This is a genomic window from Micromonospora peucetia (genome assembly GCF_900091625.1).
GTDB classification, from domain to species: Bacteria; Actinomycetota; Actinomycetes; order Mycobacteriales; family Micromonosporaceae; genus Micromonospora; species Micromonospora peucetia.
In genome coordinates this window covers 2,375,242-2,392,315 of the sequence record NZ_FMIC01000002.1, presented here as the reverse complement: position 1 = coordinate 2,392,315, position 17,074 = coordinate 2,375,242, and the positions used below count along the sequence as shown (strand labels likewise).

The 17,074-nt window shown below is 71.8% G+C and carries 14 protein-coding genes; 6 read left to right on the top strand and 8 right to left on the bottom strand.

The window, feature by feature from the left end:
• Window positions 1-103 precede the first annotated feature (103 nt).
• Window positions 104-1,525 (top strand): GGDEF domain-containing protein, encoded by a 1,422-nt coding sequence (locus GA0070608_RS11185; protein ID WP_091626322.1) that lies wholly within the window; start codon window positions 104-106, stop codon window positions 1,523-1,525.
• Between the two features lie 467 nt (window positions 1,526-1,992).
• On the opposite strand, the gene GA0070608_RS11180 is transcribed toward GA0070608_RS11185, so the two are convergent.
• Both GA0070608_RS11180 and GA0070608_RS11175 read right to left on the bottom strand, forming a co-directional pair.
• Window positions 1,993-3,054 carry an aspartate-semialdehyde dehydrogenase gene (locus GA0070608_RS11180; RefSeq protein ID WP_091626319.1) on the bottom strand — a complete coding sequence of 354 codons (1,062 nt, stop codon included), beginning with the start codon at window positions 3,052-3,054 and terminating at the stop codon, window positions 1,993-1,995.
• A 5-nt stretch (window positions 3,055-3,059) separates the two neighbouring features.
• A complete protein-coding gene (locus GA0070608_RS11175) occupies window positions 3,060-4,325 on the bottom strand; it encodes an aspartate kinase (protein ID WP_091626316.1) in 1,266 nt (421 codons plus the stop codon).
• Between the two features lie 222 nt (window positions 4,326-4,547).
• Here GA0070608_RS11175 and GA0070608_RS11170 point away from each other — a divergent pair, with 222 nt between their 5' ends.
• The 3 genes from GA0070608_RS11170 (at window position 4,548) to leuA (ending at window position 8,011) form a co-directional block, all read left to right on the top strand.
• Window positions 4,548-5,384 (top strand): hypothetical protein, encoded by an 837-nt coding sequence (locus tag GA0070608_RS11170; RefSeq protein ID WP_245715770.1) that lies wholly within the window; start codon window positions 4,548-4,550, stop codon window positions 5,382-5,384.
• Between the two features lie 85 nt (window positions 5,385-5,469).
• Window positions 5,470-6,021 carry a nitroreductase family protein gene (locus tag GA0070608_RS11165; protein ID WP_091626306.1) on the top strand — a complete coding sequence of 184 codons (552 nt, stop codon included), beginning with the start codon at window positions 5,470-5,472 and terminating at the stop codon, window positions 6,019-6,021.
• A 238-nt stretch (window positions 6,022-6,259) separates the two neighbouring features.
• A complete protein-coding gene (gene leuA / locus GA0070608_RS11160) occupies window positions 6,260-8,011 on the top strand; it encodes a 2-isopropylmalate synthase (RefSeq protein WP_091626303.1) in 1,752 nt (583 codons plus the stop codon).
• 23 nt (window positions 8,012-8,034) lie between these two features.
• Here the strand turns inward: leuA and GA0070608_RS11155 are convergent, their stop codons facing one another.
• Window positions 8,035-9,489 (bottom strand): MFS transporter, encoded by a 1,455-nt coding sequence (locus GA0070608_RS11155; RefSeq protein WP_091626300.1) that lies wholly within the window; start codon window positions 9,487-9,489, stop codon window positions 8,035-8,037.
• Window positions 9,490-9,628: 139 nt separating this feature from the next.
• Between GA0070608_RS11155 and GA0070608_RS11150 the strand changes: the two genes are divergently transcribed.
• Both GA0070608_RS11150 and GA0070608_RS11145 read left to right on the top strand, forming a co-directional pair.
• The gene (locus GA0070608_RS11150; protein WP_176733953.1) at window positions 9,629-10,246 is read left to right on the top strand and encodes an HNH endonuclease family protein; all 618 of its coding nucleotides are present in this window, start codon (window positions 9,629-9,631) and stop codon (window positions 10,244-10,246) included.
• On the top strand, window positions 10,243-10,698 hold the full coding sequence (locus tag GA0070608_RS11145; protein WP_091626293.1) for a hypothetical protein: 456 nt from the start codon (window positions 10,243-10,245) through the stop codon (window positions 10,696-10,698). The genes GA0070608_RS11150 and GA0070608_RS11145 overlap by 4 nt, the downstream gene beginning before the upstream one ends.
• A 120-nt stretch (window positions 10,699-10,818) precedes the next feature.
• Here the strand turns inward: GA0070608_RS11145 and GA0070608_RS11140 are convergent, their stop codons facing one another.
• From GA0070608_RS11140 to GA0070608_RS11120, 5 genes are all read right to left on the bottom strand, one after another.
• Window positions 10,819-11,922 carry an ABC transporter ATP-binding protein gene (locus GA0070608_RS11140; protein ID WP_091626288.1) on the bottom strand — a complete coding sequence of 368 codons (1,104 nt, stop codon included), beginning with the start codon at window positions 11,920-11,922 and terminating at the stop codon, window positions 10,819-10,821.
• Window positions 11,919-13,064: an ABC transporter ATP-binding protein gene (locus tag GA0070608_RS11135; protein WP_091626283.1), complete on the bottom strand. Its 1,146-nt coding sequence runs from the start codon at window positions 13,062-13,064 to the stop codon at window positions 11,919-11,921. The genes GA0070608_RS11140 and GA0070608_RS11135 overlap by 4 nt, the downstream gene beginning before the upstream one ends.
• 65 nt (window positions 13,065-13,129) lie before the next feature.
• Window positions 13,130-14,086 carry an ABC transporter permease gene (locus GA0070608_RS11130; protein ID WP_091626279.1) on the bottom strand — a complete coding sequence of 319 codons (957 nt, stop codon included), beginning with the start codon at window positions 14,084-14,086 and terminating at the stop codon, window positions 13,130-13,132.
• Window positions 14,083-15,087, bottom strand: coding sequence for an ABC transporter permease (locus GA0070608_RS11125; protein WP_091626276.1), 1,005 nt, complete (start codon window positions 15,085-15,087; stop codon window positions 14,083-14,085). The genes GA0070608_RS11130 and GA0070608_RS11125 overlap by 4 nt, the downstream gene beginning before the upstream one ends.
• 77 nt (window positions 15,088-15,164) lie before the next feature.
• A complete protein-coding gene (locus GA0070608_RS11120) occupies window positions 15,165-16,829 on the bottom strand; it encodes an ABC transporter substrate-binding protein (RefSeq protein WP_091626273.1) in 1,665 nt (554 codons plus the stop codon).
• Window positions 16,830-17,074 lie beyond the last annotated feature (245 nt).

The window sequence follows — 17,074 nt, the reverse complement described above, 5'->3', positions numbered from 1 at the left end:
AATGGATGATCTTGCGCACAGGCACTCCGACGCCCCGCTGAGTACTCTTGATCGCGGGCCCGCCCGCCGGTCGCAGCCCTCCCTACCTGGAACGACGTGCCGAGTGGATCACGAGCGAGTCATCCGTGACGTCACGGTCCGCCTCCCCATGGCGTCGACTGTCGTCGAGGCCTGCCAGTGGACCGTCGCCACGCTCGCCCGGCACGCGCCGGCCACCATCTCCGTCCTGCTCCAGGTCCACGACCGGCTCCGCTGCGTCGCCGCCACCGGCTCCTGGCAGGTCTTCTCCACCGTGCCGCCGAAGACCGGGATCGTTGGCCGGGTGTACGCCTCCGGCGAGACCGCCGTCGTACCCGACGTCGCCGACGACCCCGACTACATCCCGGTACGCCCCGACGTCACCACCGAGGTGTGCGTACCGGTGCTGGACCCGGCGGGTCGACCCATCGGCGTGCTGGACCTCCAGTGGTGCGGCCCGACCGACCTGGCCCCGTGGCGCGACACCGCCGAGCGGCTGGCAGCCCGGCTCGGCGCCCGGATCGTGGCGCTCGGCGGACCACCGGAGGAGAGCCGCAGCGAGAAACTCCTCCGGCACGCCGCCGCGCTGAGCTCCGCGTCGACGGAGTGGGACCTGTTCGCCGCCGCGATCGCCGCGGCCCGGGACGTTTCCACCCTCTCCGCGGCGGTGCTGGTGCTCACCGGTCCGGACGGGCCCCGCCTGGGCACACCGCCGGCCACCCCGGACGAACTGGAGGCCCGCGTCCGGGCGGAACTGACCGAGGCGGGCCCGGCCGCGCTGGACCGCCTGGTCAACCGGGCCCACCGTCACGGCGTGGGCTACACACTCGGCGAGGCGGGACACCCGCCGATCCCCGACCACCGACCGCTGACCCGGGCCGGGGTACGCACCCTCGTCGCAGTGCCGGTCGGCCCGCCCGACAATGGCGGGGTGCTGCTGGTCGCCGACGAACGACTGCTGCGCCCCGACCCGACCACCGTCAACCTGCTGGAGTTGCTCGCCGGCCAGGCCTGGAGCTGCCTGGACCGGCTGCGCACCCTGGCCCGGCTCCGCGAGCAGGCCAACTCGGACCCGCTGACCGGCCTACGGCACACGGGACCGTTCGGTCAACGGATCGCGGCAGCCACCCCGGGGCGTACCGCCCTGCTGGCGGTCGACGTGGACGGCTTCAAGACCGTCAACGACACGTACGGCCACCAGGCCGGCGACCGCGTGCTGGTCCGGCTGGCCCGAGCCCTGGAGGCGGCGCTGCGCCACGGCGACGAGCTCTACCGGGTCGGCGGCGACGAGTTCGTGGCGGTGATCGAGGTGAGCCGCCCCGAAGAGGCGGTCCGGATCGCCGAGCGCCTGGCCGAGGCGGCAAGGCAGATCGGCCGCACGATCAGCGTCGGGGTGGCCCTCCCCCGCCCCAGCGAGTCCCCCGAGGCCACGCTACGCCGCGCCGACCAGGCGCTCTACGCGGTAAAACAACACGGCCGCGACGGCGTCCGCCTAGCCCCCGCCTGACACCCCACCCACGCCACCCCGGCCCCCACCCCGCACCCGCACCCGCGCCCCTGCACCCCACACCCCGCGCCCCACACTCGCCTCCCGCACCCTGCCCTGCCCGCACCGCGCCCCGCCCTGCCCTGCCCGCACCGCGCCCTGCCCTGCCCTGCCCGCCCCGCACCCTGCCCTGCCCGCACCGCGCCCCGCCCTGCCCTGCCCGCACCGCACCCTGCCCTGCCCGCCCCGCACCCTGCCCTGCCCGCACCGCGCCCCGCGATCTTGCAGTTTCGGCCCCTGATATGCGCACTTTGCCCCGCTTTGACGGGGCAGAAAGTGCAAGATCGCAGGCGCACGTGCGGGGCACGGGGCACGGGGGCACGGGAACGGGCGCAGGGCACGGGAACGGGCGCAGGGCACGCAGCACGGGCGCAGGGCACGCAGCACAGGCGCGCAGCGAGAGGGGGAGGAGCGAGGGTGGGGAGGGTTTAGCGGGGGGTTTGTTCCTTGGCGAGGAGTTCGGCTATCTGGGCCGTGTTGAGGGCGGCGCCCTTGCGAAGGTTGTCGCCGGTGACGAAGAAGTCCAGGGCGCGGGGGTCGTCGACGGCGCGGCGGATCCGGCCCACCCAGGAGGGGTCGGTGCCGACCGCGTCGATGGGCATCGGGAACTCGCCGGCGGCGGGATCGTCGACCAGGATCACCCCGGGCGCGTTCCGCAGCACCTCGCGGGCGCCCTCGGCGTCCACCTCGGTGGCGAAGACCGCGTGCACCGCGACGGAGTGGCCGGTCACCACCGGCACCCGTACGCAGGTGGCGGAGACCTTCAGGTCGGGCAGCCCGAGGATCTTGCGCGACTCGTTGCGCAGCTTCATCTCCTCGGACGACCATCCCGCGTCGACCAGGGAGCCGGCCCAGGGCACCACGTTGAGCGCCAGCGGCGCGGGGAACGGGCCCACCTCGTCGCCGACCGCCTGGCGTACGTCGCCGGGGCGGGTGCCGAGCACCCGGTCCCCCGCGATCTTGGTGAGCTGGGCGTGCAGGGTGTCCACGCCGTTCTGGCCGGCACCGGAGGCTGCCTGGTAGGAGGCGAGCACCAGTTCGCGCAGCCCGTACTCGCGGTGCAGCGGGGCGATGGCGATGATCATCGCGAGGGTGGTGCAGTTGGCGTTGGCGATGATGCCCTTCGGGCGGTTGCGTACCTGCTCGGGGTTGATCTCCGGCACCACCAGCGGGACGTCGCGGTCCATCCGGAAGGCACCGGAGTTGTCCACCGCGACGGCCCCGCGACCGACCGCGATCGGCGCCCACCGCGCGGAGACCTCGTCCGGGACGTCGAACATCGCCACGTCGACGCCGTCGAACGCCTCCGGGGTCAGCGCCTGGACGGTCAACTCCTCGCCCCGGCAGCGCAGCCGCCGCCCGACCGAGCGTTCGGAGGCGAGCAGCCGGATCTCGCCCCAGACGTTCTTCCGGCCGCTGAGCAGCTCGCACATCACCGTGCCGACGGCACCGGTCGCGCCGACCACGGCCAGGGTGGGCAGCGGCGCCACGGTCGCTACCGTCCCGTCCCGCCGTAGACGACGGCCTCGGTGTCGCCGCCGAGGTCGAAGGCCTCGTGGATGGCGCGCACGGCGGCGTCCAGGTCGGTGTCGCGGCAGACCACGGAGACCCGGATCTCCGAGGTGGAGATCATCTCGATGTTCACCCCGGCCGCGCCGAGGGCGGCGAAGAAGCCGGCCGCGACGCCGGGGTGCGAGCGCATGCCGGCCCCGATCAGCGAAACCTTGCCGACGTGGTCGTCGTAGAGCAGGCCCTTGAACTTGACCGACTCCTGGATCTTGCTGAGGGCGGTCATGGCCGTGGGTCCGTCGGCCTTGGGCAGCGTGAAGGAGATGTCCGTGCGTCCGGTGCCCTCGGTGGAGACGTTCTGCACGATCATGTCGAGGTTGATCTCGGCGCCGGCCACGGTGTCGAAGATCCGCGCGGCGGCGCCCGGCTCGTCGGGCACCCCGACGATCGTGATCTTGGCTTCGCTGCGGTCGTGGGCGACCCCGGTGATCAGTGCTTGCTCCACAGGAAGGTCCTCCATCGATCCGGTGACCATCGTGCCGGTGTTGGTCGAGTATGACGAACGGACGTGGATCGGCAAGCCCGCCCGGCGGGCGTACTCCACGCTGCGCAGGTGCAGGATCTTGGCGCCGCAGGCGGCCAGCTCCAGCATCTCCTCGTAGGTGATCTGGGTGATGTGCCGTGCGTTCGGAACGATACGCGGGTCGGCGGTGAAGACGCCGTCGACATCGGTGTAGATCTCGCAGACGTCGGCGTGCAGCGCTGCGGCGAGCGCCACGGCAGTGGTGTCGGAGCCGCCCCGCCCCAGCGTCGTGACGTCCTTGGTGTCCTGCGAGACACCCTGGAAACCGGCGACGATGACCACCGCGCCCTCGTCGAGCGCGCCCTTGAGCCGGCCCGGCGTGACGTCGATGATCCGCGCCCGGCCGTGCACCGACGTGGTGATCACACCGGCCTGCGAGCCGGTGAACGAGCGGGCCTCGTACCCCAGGTTGTGGATGGCCATGGCGAGCAGCGCCATGGAGATCCGCTCCCCCGCGGTGAGCAGCATGTCCAGCTCGCGGCCCGGCGGCAGCGGGCTGACCTGGTTGGCCAGGTCGAGCAGTTCGTCGGTCGAGTCCCCCATGGCGGAGACCACCACGACGACGTCGTCGCCGGCCTTGCGGGCGGCGACGATGCGCTCGGCCACCCGCTTGATCCGCTCCGCGTTGGCGACGGAGGATCCGCCGTACTTCTGCACCACGAGTGCCACGACGGTGCGCTCCCTCCAGCGACGACCCTGAGCGTGCCGACGCCGCCGGATCGGGGCCGGCGGCGCGTGTCAGACGCATCCAGGGTATCGGTCGGCCGGTCCGGCCGGGTCGGGTGATCCCACGATCCGGCCCGGCCGCCCGGCCAGGGTGGTGCGCGACACGCCGGGACGCCGCGCGCGGCGGGGCCCCCGCGCGTCGTCTCCGGGCCGCAGAATGGCCCGGTGCACGCCCATCCACACCCGGCCGGCCCCGCCGCGAATCCCGAGCGCACTCCGGTGCGTCCGGTCCGCCGCCTCGCCGGTCCGCTCGCGTTCGCCCTGCCGGCGCTCCTCGCCGCCTGCACCGCCGACCAGCCGGCCACCCGACCCACGCCGACCGCGACACCGGCACCGGCGGGGATGGACGCGGCGCGCGACGAGCTGGCCGCGCTGGCCGCCGCCGCGCAGGACCGGCACCTGGTCGCCAGCTACACGCTGCGCACCCCCGGGTCCCCGGACCGGACGATCCTGGTGACCAGCGCGAACGACGGCAGCTGGCGGGTCGACGTGCCGGGCGGCGCGCTCGGCGGCACGGTCGACGTCTCGTTCGCCGTCACCGCCGACGGGCTGTTCCAGTGCGCCCTGCCGTCCGCCGCCCGGCCCGAGCCGGCGACCTGCGTACGCCTCGGCGACCCCGACGAGGCCGTGCCCCGCCGGCTCGACCCCCGGGTGCAGCACCCGTTCACCGACTGGCTCGGCGTGCTGACCGACCGGCGGGCCCCGCTCGCCGTGTCGCCCGCCCAGCCGCCACCGGGCGCCTCCGGCGCCTGCTACTCGGTCGAGACCACCTCGGCGTCCATCAACGCGCCCCTGGACGTGGGGATCTACTGCTACGGCCCGGACGGCACGCCCACGGCGGTGCGTACCGCCTTCGGCACGCTGATCATCGCCGGGACGCCCGCGCCGGCCCCGGCCACCGTGCAGTTGGCGGGGCCGGTGGTCGACGCCGAGCCGCTCGGCACGGCGTCGCCGGAGCCGACCGCGGAGCCGGCCACGAGCCCGAGCGCGGGAACGCTCTGACCATGGGTGACGTTACGGGTGCCGTTCGCCACATTCGGACATCCTGCCCTTAAGAGCCTAATCGCCCTTACGGGACACTCCTCCTATGGCCAACCTCACCCCGCTGCTCGCCTTCCGCTGGAGCCCCCGGTCCTTCGACCCGGTGGCGGAGCTGTCCCGGGAGGACGCGTCCGCGCTGCTGGAGGCGGCCCGCTGGGCACCCTCGGCCGACAACGCCCAGCCGTGGCGGTTCGCGCTCGGGCACCGCGACGACGAGACGTTCAAGCGGATCCTGGTCAACCTGCCGGAACCCGACCAGCGGTGGGCGCAGCGCGCCTCCGCCCTGCTGCTCTGCGCCCACCGCGCCGGGCCGGTCGGACACGCGTACGACCTGGGTCAGGCGGTCGCCCACCTCACCGTGCAGGCCACGGCGCTCGGCCTGTACGTACGCCAGCTGCGCGACCTCGACCGCGCCGGCCTGGCCGCCGACCTCGACCTGCCGGTGGACGTACGGCCGCACGTGGTGGCGGCCGTCGGGCAACTCGGCGACCCGCTCAGCCTCCCCGCCGACCTGCTCCGCTCGGAGGCCGGCCTGCGCCGCCGCCTCCCCCCGGCCGAACTACTGCTGACCAGCCAGGTTGCGAGATCCGTCTCATAGTCCGGACCGACCTTCCCGCACCCCGGCCCACCACGTAGGGTTGCCTGGTCATGTGGCAGGCGTACCTCCTCCTTCGCTGCCGCGACGAGGCCTGAAGGCCGGCACCTCGTCGCGGAGTCGAACCGCGCCGTCCAGCACATCCGAACTTCCCATCGGCAACCGCCCAGGGCACCGTCGCCCGGCACCAGGCCGACACCTTCCGATTGCTGACGCCACATGTTCCAGGGAGCACTCCGTCATGGCTCAACCCGTCACCGACGCTGAGACCGACCCGATCGCCCGGCAGCGCCCCAGCCGGATGCCGTACCACCGCTACCAGCCGTACCAGCAGCAGTTCCGGATCGACCTGCCCGACCGCACCTGGCCGACCCGGCACGTCGAGGCCGCGCCGCGCTGGTGCGCGGTGGACCTGCGCGACGGCAACCAGGCGCTGATCGACCCGATGTCGCCGGAGCGCAAGCGCCGGATGTTCCAGCTGCTGGTGCAGATGGGCTACAAGGAGATCGAGGTCGGCTTCCCCTCGGCCAGCCAGACCGACTACGACTTCGTACGGCAGCTCATCGAGCAGGACCTGATCCCCGAGGACGTCACGATCCAGGTGCTCACCCAGTGCCGGGAGCACCTGATCGACCGGACCTTCGAGTCGCTGCGCGGCGCGCGGCGGGCGATCGTGCACTTCTACAACTCGACCTCCACCCTCCAACGTCGGGTGGTCTTCGGGCTGGACCGCGACGGCATCGCCGACATCGCCACCCAGGGCGCGCGGCTCTGCCGCAAGTACGCGGAGATCCACACCCCGGACACGGACATCCACTACGAGTACTCGCCCGAGTCCTACACGGGCACCGAGCTGGAGTACGCGCTGGAGGTCTGCGCCAAGGTCATCGAGGCGGTCGACCCGACCCCGGACCACAAGCTGATCATCAACCTGCCGGCCACCGTCGAGATGGCCATGCCGAACGTCTACGCCGACTCGATCGAGTGGATGCACCGGCACCTGCCCCGGCGGGACAGCCTGGTGCTGAGCCTGCACCCGCACAACGACCGGGGCACCGGCGTCGCCGCCGCCGAGCTGGGGCTGCTGGCCGGCGCGGACCGGGTCGAGGGCTGCCTGTTCGGCAACGGCGAGCGCACCGGCAACGTGGACCTGGTGACGCTGGGGCTGAACCTCTTCTCCCAGGGCGTCGACCCGATGATCGACTTCTCGAACATCGACGAGGTGCGGCGAGCCGTCGAGTACTGCAACCAACTGCCGGTGCACGAGCGCCACCCGTACGCGGGCGACCTCGTCTACACCGCCTTCTCCGGCTCGCACCAGGACGCGATCAAGAAGGGCTTCGACGCGCTCGCCAAGGACGCGGCGGCGGCCGGCGTGCCGATCGACCAGCACACCTGGGCGGTGCCCTACCTGCCGATCGACCCGAAGGACCTGGGCCGCACCTACGAGGCGGTCATCCGGGTCAACTCGCAGTCCGGCAAGGGCGGCGTCGCGTACATCATGAAGAGCGAACACCAGCTCGACCTGCCGCGCCGGCTCCAGATCGAGTTCTCCGGCGTGGTCCAGCAGGTGACCGACCACGACGGCGGCGAGGTCGACCCGGGCACCATGTGGGAGATCTTCGCCGGGCACTACCTGCTCGACCACCAGGTCGACCCGGCACTCACCCTGGACGGGTACGCCATCGGCACCGCCGAGGGCAAGGTCGAGATCGAGGCCCGCGTCGGCCTGGCCGGGGAGCCCCGCTCGCTGACCGCGGTCGGCAACGGCCCGATCGACGCGTACGTCAACGCGCTCCAGTCGGTGGGCGTGGCGGTACGGGTGCTCGACTACCACGAGCACGCGCTCTCCTCGGGTGGGGACGCGCAGGCCGCCGCCTACGTGGAGTGCGAGGTCGACGGTCGTACGGTCTGGGGCGTCGGCACCGACGCCAACATCGTCACCGCCTCCGTGAAGGCCGTGACGAGCGCCGTCAACCGCGCCCGCGCCTGACTGACAGGTAAAGGGCACCCTGCTCAGCCAGGGTGCCCTTCCTGACGCTTCGGGGGGCGGTGGATGAGCAGGGCAGCCATCGCCGCCCCGGCCAGCAGCAGGCCGGCGCACCAGAGCATCGCGCCCCGGTACGCGCCGGTCAGCTCCGCCGGCTGCGCGTAGCCGGCGCCGGAGAGCCCGACGAGCAGCGGGAGCGCGGCCACCGCCAGCAGGCCGCCCGCCCGGGACGCGGCGTTGTTGAAGCCGCTCGCCACGCCGGCGAACCGGTCGTCGACGGCGGCCAGCACGGACGCGGTCAGCGGCGCCACCAGCAACGTCAGCCCGATCCCGAACAGCGTCACCCCCGGCAGCACGTCCCGCCAGTACGACGCGTCGGTGCCGACGCCCCGTAGCAGCACCAGCCCGGCGGCGGCGACCACCGGCCCGACGGTCAGCGGCAGCCGCGGCCCGATCCGCGCCGACAGCGCGCCGGCCCGGGCCGAGCCGACCAGCAGCAGCACCGTCATCGGCAGCAGCGCGACCCCGGTGAGCAGCGCCGACCAGCCGACCACGTTCTGCAGGTAGACGGCGAAGAAGAAGGTGAACCCGCCGAGCGCCGCGTAGACGAGCACGGTGAAGAGGTTCAACACGGAGAAGAGCCGGCTGCGGAACAGGCCGGTGGGCAGCATCGCGGTGTCCCCGCGGCGCCGCTCGACCAGCACGAAGGCGACCGCGCCGGCCACGCCCGCCAGCACGGCGGCGAGCACCGGCACCGAGTCGAAGCCCCGGACGGGGGCGTCGATCAGCGCGTACGTGACGCCGGCCAGGGCAAGCGCGCCGAGCAGCGCGCCGGCCACGTCGAACCGGCGGCGACGATGCCCCGGCCCCCCGGTGCGGGACGCGGCCTCGTCCCGGCTCTCCGGCACCCAGCGCAGTGCCGCCAGTACCACCAGCACGGCCAGCGGCAGGTTGAGGAAGAAGATCCACCGCCAGGAGAGCGCGTCGATCAGCCAGCCGCCGAGGAACGGGCCGAGCGCGGTGGAGACGCCGGACAGCCCCGCCCACGCGCCGATGGCACGGCCCCGGTCGTCCGGATGGAAGCTGGCCTGGAGCACCGACAGCGAGCCCGGGGTGAGCAGCGCGCCCCCGGCGCCCTGGAGGAAGCGGGCCGCGATCAGCCACTCGGTGCTCTGGGCCAGGCCGCAGAGCAGCGACGCGACGGTGAACCAGACCACCCCGATCAGGAACACCCGTCGCCGCCCGAAGCGGTCGCCGAGCGCGCCGCCGAGCAGGACGAAGGCGGCGAGCATCAGCAGGTAGCCGTTGATCGTCCACTGAAGACCGGCGACGGTGGCGTCGAGCTCCGCACCGAGGCGGGGCAGCGCCACGTTGACCACGGTGGTGTCCAGGAAGACCATGCCGGAAGCGAGGACGGCCGCTAGCAGGGTGCCCCGCCCGTGGGCGGTGCCGAGCCGGAGCGCGGGCGTGGTTTCGGTCATGGCGTCCAATCTGCCCCCGCACGATATGAGAGATGCCACGAAACGCCGAAACCACGCCCGGGTACTGTGCGGGATCGCCGGGAGCCCGCAAGCTGGAGAGGTGTCGTCTGTGCGTACCAGATCAGGACCGCTCGCCGCGATGACGGCCGCGCTCGCCGCGGCGCTGGCGTTCGGCGCGGCCGGTTGCGTCGCCGCCGACGAGCCGGAGACCCCGCCGAGCAGCGGTGGTGGCGGCAGCGCCGGGCAGAAGCTGACCCAGCTGACCGTGGCCACCGCCGGGTCGATGAAGGGCTACAGCCGGAATCACTTCCCGCACTGGCGGGACACCGGCAAGAACTGCGACGTACGTGACACCGTGCTGAAACGCGACGGGGAGGACATCCGCCTCTCCGGTTGCAACGTGGTCGACGGCCGCTGGGAGAGCGTCTACGACGGCCGGGCCCTCACCGACCCCTCCGACGTGGACATCGACCACATGGTGCCGCTGGCGAACGCCTGGCGCTCGGGTGCCGACGAGTGGGACGACGCGAAGCGCGGCGAGTTCGCCAACGACCTGGACCGGCCGCAGCTCTTCGCGGTTTCCGCGTCCTCCAACCGGGCAAAGGGTGACCAGGATCCGTCCCAGTGGAAGCCGGCGAACCGGTCGTACTGGTGCCAGTACGCCGAGAACTGGGTGACGGTCAAGCACCACTGGCGGCTCACGGTGACCACCGCCGAGAAGGCCGCCCTGACCGACATGCTGGAGGGTTGCAGATGAGCGAGCAAGCCGTGACCGGGGCCGGGGCGACCCCCGCCCCGGAGCAGACACCGGATGCCACCGGGCAGGACGAGGCGGCGGCCACCGGCAGCGCGCCGACCGGACCGACCACGGCCGGTATGACGGCGGACGGCGCGGCCGGCACGACCACCGGGGTGCCGGGGGCGGGCATGGCCGCCGACGCCGGGGGCACGTCGACCGCCGCGCGGGAGCGCAGGGCCGACATCGTGCCCGGCCCGGGCGGGGTGATGACCGACGAGGTCGGTGTGGTCACCGGCGAGCTGACCCTGCGCACCGGCTTCGCCGACGGCCAGCTGACGCTGACGGTGCAGTACAAGGACGCCGACGAGTGGTACACGGTCACCGGCGGCAGGGTCGCGCTGGCCGACGCGGCCGGGTTGGACGCGGTGCACGGCATCGCCGTCGCCCTGCTGCACCGCCCCGAGGGCTGACGCCCGCACCGCCGCGAAGGCCGCCGGCCCGCACCGCCGCGAAGGCCGGCGCCCTCATCTGCCGCGCGCCGGCCGCCCGGACGCGGCCCCCGTCGACGAGGGCCGCGTCCGCGACGCGGATCAGACGTACGAGCCGGGCTCGCTGGGGGCGGAGACGGTGTGCGGCTCGTCGCCCTCGCCGAGTGGGCGGGTGAGCTGCACGTCGACCTTGTGCGGGCGCAGTTCCCCGCTGGCGATCCGCTCGGCGAAGTGGCAGGCGACCCGGCTGCCGCCGATCTCCCGCAGCGCGGGACGCTCGTCGGCGCAGCGGGTCGGCTGCGCCCACGGGCAGCGGGTGTGGAACCGGCAGCCCGACGGCGGGTTGGCTGGCGAGGGCAGGTCACCGGCGAGCAGGATGCGCTCCCGGCGGTCCTCCACGTCCGGGTCCGGCACCGGCACCGCCGACATCAACGCCCGGGTGTACGGGTGCAGCGGCTCGGTGTAGAGCTGGTCGCCTGGCGCCTCCTCGACCAGCGCGCCCAGGTACATCACGCCGACGGTGTCGGCGATGTGCCGCACCACCGCGAGGTCGTGCGCGATCACCAGGTAGGTCAGGCCGAGGGTGTCCTGGAGATCGTCGAGCAGGTTCACCACCTGGGCCTGGATCGACACGTCGAGCGCCGAGACCGGTTCGTCGGCGACGATCAGGTCGGGCCCGAGCACCAGCGCCCGGGCGATGCCGATGCGCTGCCGCTGGCCGCCGGAGAACTCGTGCGGGTAGCGGGAGAGCGCCCAGCGGGGCAGGCCGACCTTGTCCAGGGTCTCGCCGATGATCCGCCGCCGCTCGTCCCGGTTGCCACCGATGCCGTGGGCCTGCAACCCCTCGGTGAGGATCGATTCGACGTTCTGCCGGGGGTCCAGGCTCGACATCGGATCCTGGAAGATCATCTGCATCCGGCGGCGCGTCGCCCGCAGCTTGCCCGCCGACAGCTTCGTCAGCTCGACGCCGTCGAACCTGACCTCTCCGCCGGTGGGCGGAGTGAGCTGGAGCAGCGCCCGGCCCAGCGTCGACTTGCCACAACCGGACTCGCCGACCAGGCCGTACGTCTTGCCGCGGACGATGTTCAGGTCCACGCCGTCGACGGCCTTCACATGGCCGATCGTCCGGTCGAGGATCAGCCCCCGCCGGATCGGGAAGTGCACCTTCAGGTCGCGGACCTCGACGAGGATGTCGCTCTCGGTCACGGCTTCTCCTCCTCGCGCGGGGCGGGCACCGGACCCGCGGCTGCCTCCGCCGCCGGGGCGTCCGCCGCCTCGGCGGTGCTGGCCTGAGCGGTGCTGGCCTGGGCGGTTACGGCCGGGACCTCCGCCGCCGGGGCGGTGGGGTCGACGGCCTGCGGGGGCACGGCGCCAGGCAGCGGCGCCGGGTTGACGCAACGGTAGCTGCGACCGTCGTGGGCGAGCACCAGCGCGGGTGGCTCTCCCACGCACTCGTCGACCCGCCGGGTGCAGCGCGGCGCGAAGGCGCAGCCGTCCGACCAGGGCAGCAGGTCGCGGACCGAGCCGGGAATCGGCTTCAGCCGTTCGCCACGCACGGCGTCCAGGCGCGGCACCGAGCCGAGCAGCCCCACGGTGTACGGGTGCCGGGGCTCGCGGAACAGCGGGCGACGGCGGGCCGTCTCCACCACCCGGCCGCCGTAGAGCACGTTGATGGTGTCGCAGAGGCCGGCGACCACGCCCAGGTCGTGGGTGATCATCACCAGGGCCGTGCCGGAGTCCCGGACCAGTTCCTTGAGCAGTTCCAGGATCTGCGCCTGGATGGTGACGTCCAGCGCCGTGGTCGGCTCGTCGGCGATCAGCAGCCGGGGCTTGCAGGCCACCGCCATCGCGATCAGGGCGCGCTGGCGCATGCCGCCGGAGAGCTGGTGCGGGTACTCCTTCAGCCGTCGCTTCGGGTCGGGGATGCCGACCCGGTCGAGCAGCGCCGCCGCCTCCTTCTCCGCCGCCGCGCCCTTCATCCCCCGGTGCCGGGTGAGCACCTCGGTGACCTGCAACCCGATCGGGATCACCGGGTTCAGCGAGGAGAGCGGATCCTGGAAGATCATCGCGACGTCCCGGCCGCGGATGTCCCGCCGGGACCGGTCGTCGAGCTGGAGCAGGTCCGTGCCGTCGAAGACCGCCTTGCCACCGACACGCAGGCCCGGCTGCTTCGGCAGCAGGCCCATGATCGCCAGCGAGGTGACGCTCTTGCCGCAGCCGGACTCACCGACCAGGCCGACGACCTCGCCCGCGTCGACGGAAAAGGAAACCCCGTCGACGGCGTGCACGGTGCGCTGACCGCGCCGGGCGAACGTGACGGAGAGGTCGTCCACATCGAGCAGTGCCATTACCGACCTTCCCTTCGCGACTGCGGGGCTCGCACGCTCACTACTCGCGCTGCACACATGCCGGCCTACTTCCGCAGCTTCGGGTCGAGTGCCTCGCGCATCGCCTCGCCGAGCAGGGTGAAGCCCAGCGCGGTGACGATGATGGCGAGGGCGGGCAGGATCGCCAGCCGGGGCGCGGAGTCCAGGTACTGCTGCGCGTCGGCGAGCATCACACCCCACTCGGGGATGGAGGCGTCGTTGTTGCCGAGGCCGAGGAAGGAGAGCGCCGCGGCCTCGATGATCGCGGTGGCCAGGGTGAGGGTGGCCTGCACGATGACCGGGGCCAGCGAGTTCGGCACCACGTGGGTCAACGCGATCTTCGGCTTCTTCACGCCCAGCGAGACGGCGGCCAGGACATAGTCGCTGTTGGCCTGGGAGATCATCGAGCCGCGCAGCAGCCGGGCGAAGACCGGCACCGACACCACGCCGACGGCGATCATGACGGTGGTCAGGCCGGCACCGAGCAGGGCGGCGATGCTGATCGCCAGCAGCAGGCTCGGCATGGCCAGCAGCATGTCGACGAAACGCATCAGCACGTTGTCGACCGCCCGGCCCCACCGGCCGCCGAGGCCGGCAGCGGCTCCCGCGACCCCGCCGATCAGCGAGCCGACAGCAAGACCGATCAGCGTGGAGACCACGCCGACCAGCAGGGTCTGTCGGGCACCGACGATCATGCGACTGAACTCGTCGCGCCCGATGTGGTCGACGCCGAACCAGTTCTCCGCCCGGAAGCCGGGGAAGTCGCCGAGGCGGATCTCGCCCTTCCAGAGCTGGGCGTCCGGGGCGTGCGGGACGAAGAACGGCCCGAGGATGGCGACCAGCAGGAACAGGCTCAGGATCACCGCGCCGACGATCGCCGCCGGGTTACGCCGCAGCCGGCGGAACGCCTCCTTCCAGAGGCTGACGCCGCGCTCGTCCTCCCGGGCCGCCAGTTCGGCGAGCCGGTCGATCTTTTCCTTCTTCTTGCCGGTGGTGATCGTCATCGGACCCTCACCCTCGGGTCGATCAGGCTGTAGGAGAGGTCGACCAGGAGGTTCACCAGCACGTACACCACCGCGATGATCAGGATGAAGCCCATCAGGACCGGATAGTCACGCTGGCTGATCGCCTCGTAGATGAAGGCTCCGATTCCGCCGAAGGCGAAGACGGTCTCGGTCAGCACCGCGCCGGAGAGCAGGCCGCCGGTGAGCAGGCCGATCGAGGTGACGACCGGCAGCATGGAGTTGCGCAGCACGTGCCGGCCCCGGACCGTGCGCTCGGTCAGGCCCTTCGCCTCGGCGGTGCGTACGAAGTCCTCGTTGAGGACCTCCAGCACGCTGGCCCGGGTGATCCGGACGATGATCGCCAGCGGGATGCTGGCCAGTGCCACGCCCGGCAGCACCAGGTGCCAGAACGCGTCGGCGGCGGCGTCCCACTCCCGGGTCATCAGGCCGTCCAGCACGAAGAAGTTGGTGACCCGCGTTGCCCCGAGCGTCGGGTCCTGCCGGCCGCTCGCCGGGAACCAGCCGAGATTCTCAGCGAAGATCGCCTTGAGCACGTACGCGAGGAAGAAGACCGGGATGCAGATGCCGATCAGTGAGCCGCCGACCGAGAGATGGTCGAACATCCGGCCGCGACGCCGGGCCGCCAGGTAGCCCAGCGGGATGCCGACGCCGACCGCGATCAGCATCGCCGTGATGGAGAGCTCCACCGTGCCGGGGAACCGTTCGACGAACTCGGTGACGACGGTGCGCTTGGTGGAGGTCGACGTGCCGAGGTCGAGGCGGATCAGCCGCCGCACGAACCGGCCGTACTGCACCAGGATCGGCTCGTCGAGGCCCATGTTGCGCCGGATCGCGGCGCGCATCTCGGGCGTCCCACGCTCACCGAGGATGGCGGTCTCGGGACCGCCCGGCAGTCGGCGGAGCCAGATGAAGAGCAGGAGGGAGAGCCCGAACAGCGTTGGTATCAGCTGAAGCAGGCGTCTGACGATGAACCGGAACACGGCGGCCTCGAAAGGGGTACGGAGGGTCGCGGGCGGACGCTGTCGAAACAGCGCCCGCCCGCGGTCCTTGCGTCAGATCAGGACTTGAACTCGGCGGTGGAGAACCGCTCGTCGGTGAGCGGGCTCGCCTTGACCCCGGTCACGTCCTTGCCGAACACGATCGCCGGCGGCGAGTGCGACACCGGGACACCGGGCAGGAAGTCCATGATGGCCTTGTTCAGGGCCTTGTACTTCTCGGTCCGGGCCGCCACGTCGGCGGTGCTGTCCGCGTCCTTGAACTGGTCGAACAGGGCCGGGTTGGTGAAGCCCCACTCGTCCTTCGGCCGGTCGAACATGGTGCCGATGAAGTTGTAGCCGTCGCCGTAGTCACCGGTCCAGCCGAGGAAGTGCAGGTCGTGCTTGTTGCCGGAGGTGGTGGCGTTCAGGTAGTCCGGGCTCCACTTGAGCGGGATGGCCTGGACGGTGATGCCGACCGCCTTGAGGTCCGCCGAGAGCAGCTCGAAGATGTCCTTCGGGTTCGGCATGTACGGCCGGGTGACCTCGGTCGGGTAGTGGAACCGCAGGGTCAGGTTCGTCGCGCCGGCCTCGGCCAGCAGCGACTTGGCCTTCGCCACGTCGTAGCCGTACTTGGTGACGTCGCCGTTCCAGCCCTCGACGGTGTCCGGCATGAAGTTCTCGGCGACCTTGGCGCCCGGGGGCAGCTTCGAGTCGACCAGGGCCTGCCGGTTCAGCGCGTGCGCGATGGCCTGGCGGACCTTCACGTCGGCGAGCTTCGGGTTCCCCTTCTGGTTCATGGCCAGGTAGAGGATGTTGAACGCCGGACGGGTCAGGACGTTGAAGCCCTCGCCCTTCAGCGGCTCGACGTCGGCCGGGCCGACCAGGTCGTACCCCTGGATGTCGCCGGAGCGCAGCGCCTGCTTGCGCGCGTTCTCGTCCGAGATGGTCTTGTAGATGAGGGTCTTCAGCTTGGCCTTGTTGCCGGCGTAGTCCTCGTTGCGCTCGATGGTGAGCGTCTTGTTGGCAACGTCCCAGGACTTGAACTTGAACGGGCCGGTGCCGGTCGGGTGCGCCGTGGCGTAGGCCGGGTACTTGATGTCCTCGGCGGTGCCGCCGACGTTGCTCGCGTCGTACTTCTCGAGCGCCGTGGGGCTGTGCATGGAGAACGACGGCAGCATCAGCGCGGCCGGGACCTTGCTGGAGACCCGGGTGAAGGCCAGGTCGACGGTCGTGGCGTCCTTGGCGGTGCAGGACTTGAAGAGGCTCGGCGGCAGGTCCGCGCTCTCGTTCTTGGCGAAGCCGCCCATGACGTCCTGCCAGTACGGGGTCACGTCCGGGCTCTGCATGAGGCCCTTGGCGTTGTACCAGCGGTCGAAGTTCTTGCAGACCGCCTCGGCGTTGAACTCGGTGCCGTCGTGGAACTTCACGCCGGAGCGGAGCTTGAAGGTCCACGTGGTGCCCGCGGCGTCCGGGGTCCAGGACTCGGCCAGGCCGGGGGTGACCTTGGTGCCACCCTCCTCCGGACGGACCAGCGTCTCGAAGACCTGACGCGCCACGCGCAGCGACTCACCGTCGCTGGCGAAGCTCGGGTCGAGCACCTTCGGGTCTCCGGCTACGCCGAAGACGAGGGTGTCCTTCTTGCTACCGCTGGAACTGTCGTCGCGGTTGCTCTCGGCGCAGCCTGCTACCGCGAGGGCCGCGACCGCGACGGCCGCGATGGCGACCTTCGGCCTGGTTGCACGCATGGTGCTTCACCTCGTCCTTGGGGGTACGGACAATCGTGGTGACAGGGGTCACCGATCGCCGTGACCTTAGCCCTCGTTCGGACCGGCGGGAAACCATCGAGGAACCGGTTGGTACCGGATCGTGTCTTAACCGATGCGCCCCGCCTCGGAGGCCGTTCCAGACCGCCGCCAAAGGGGCACTATGCCCCGGTTTGGTCGATGCGAATCTGTTACATCGATCGTCGCGAGAATCGACCACATGTCAG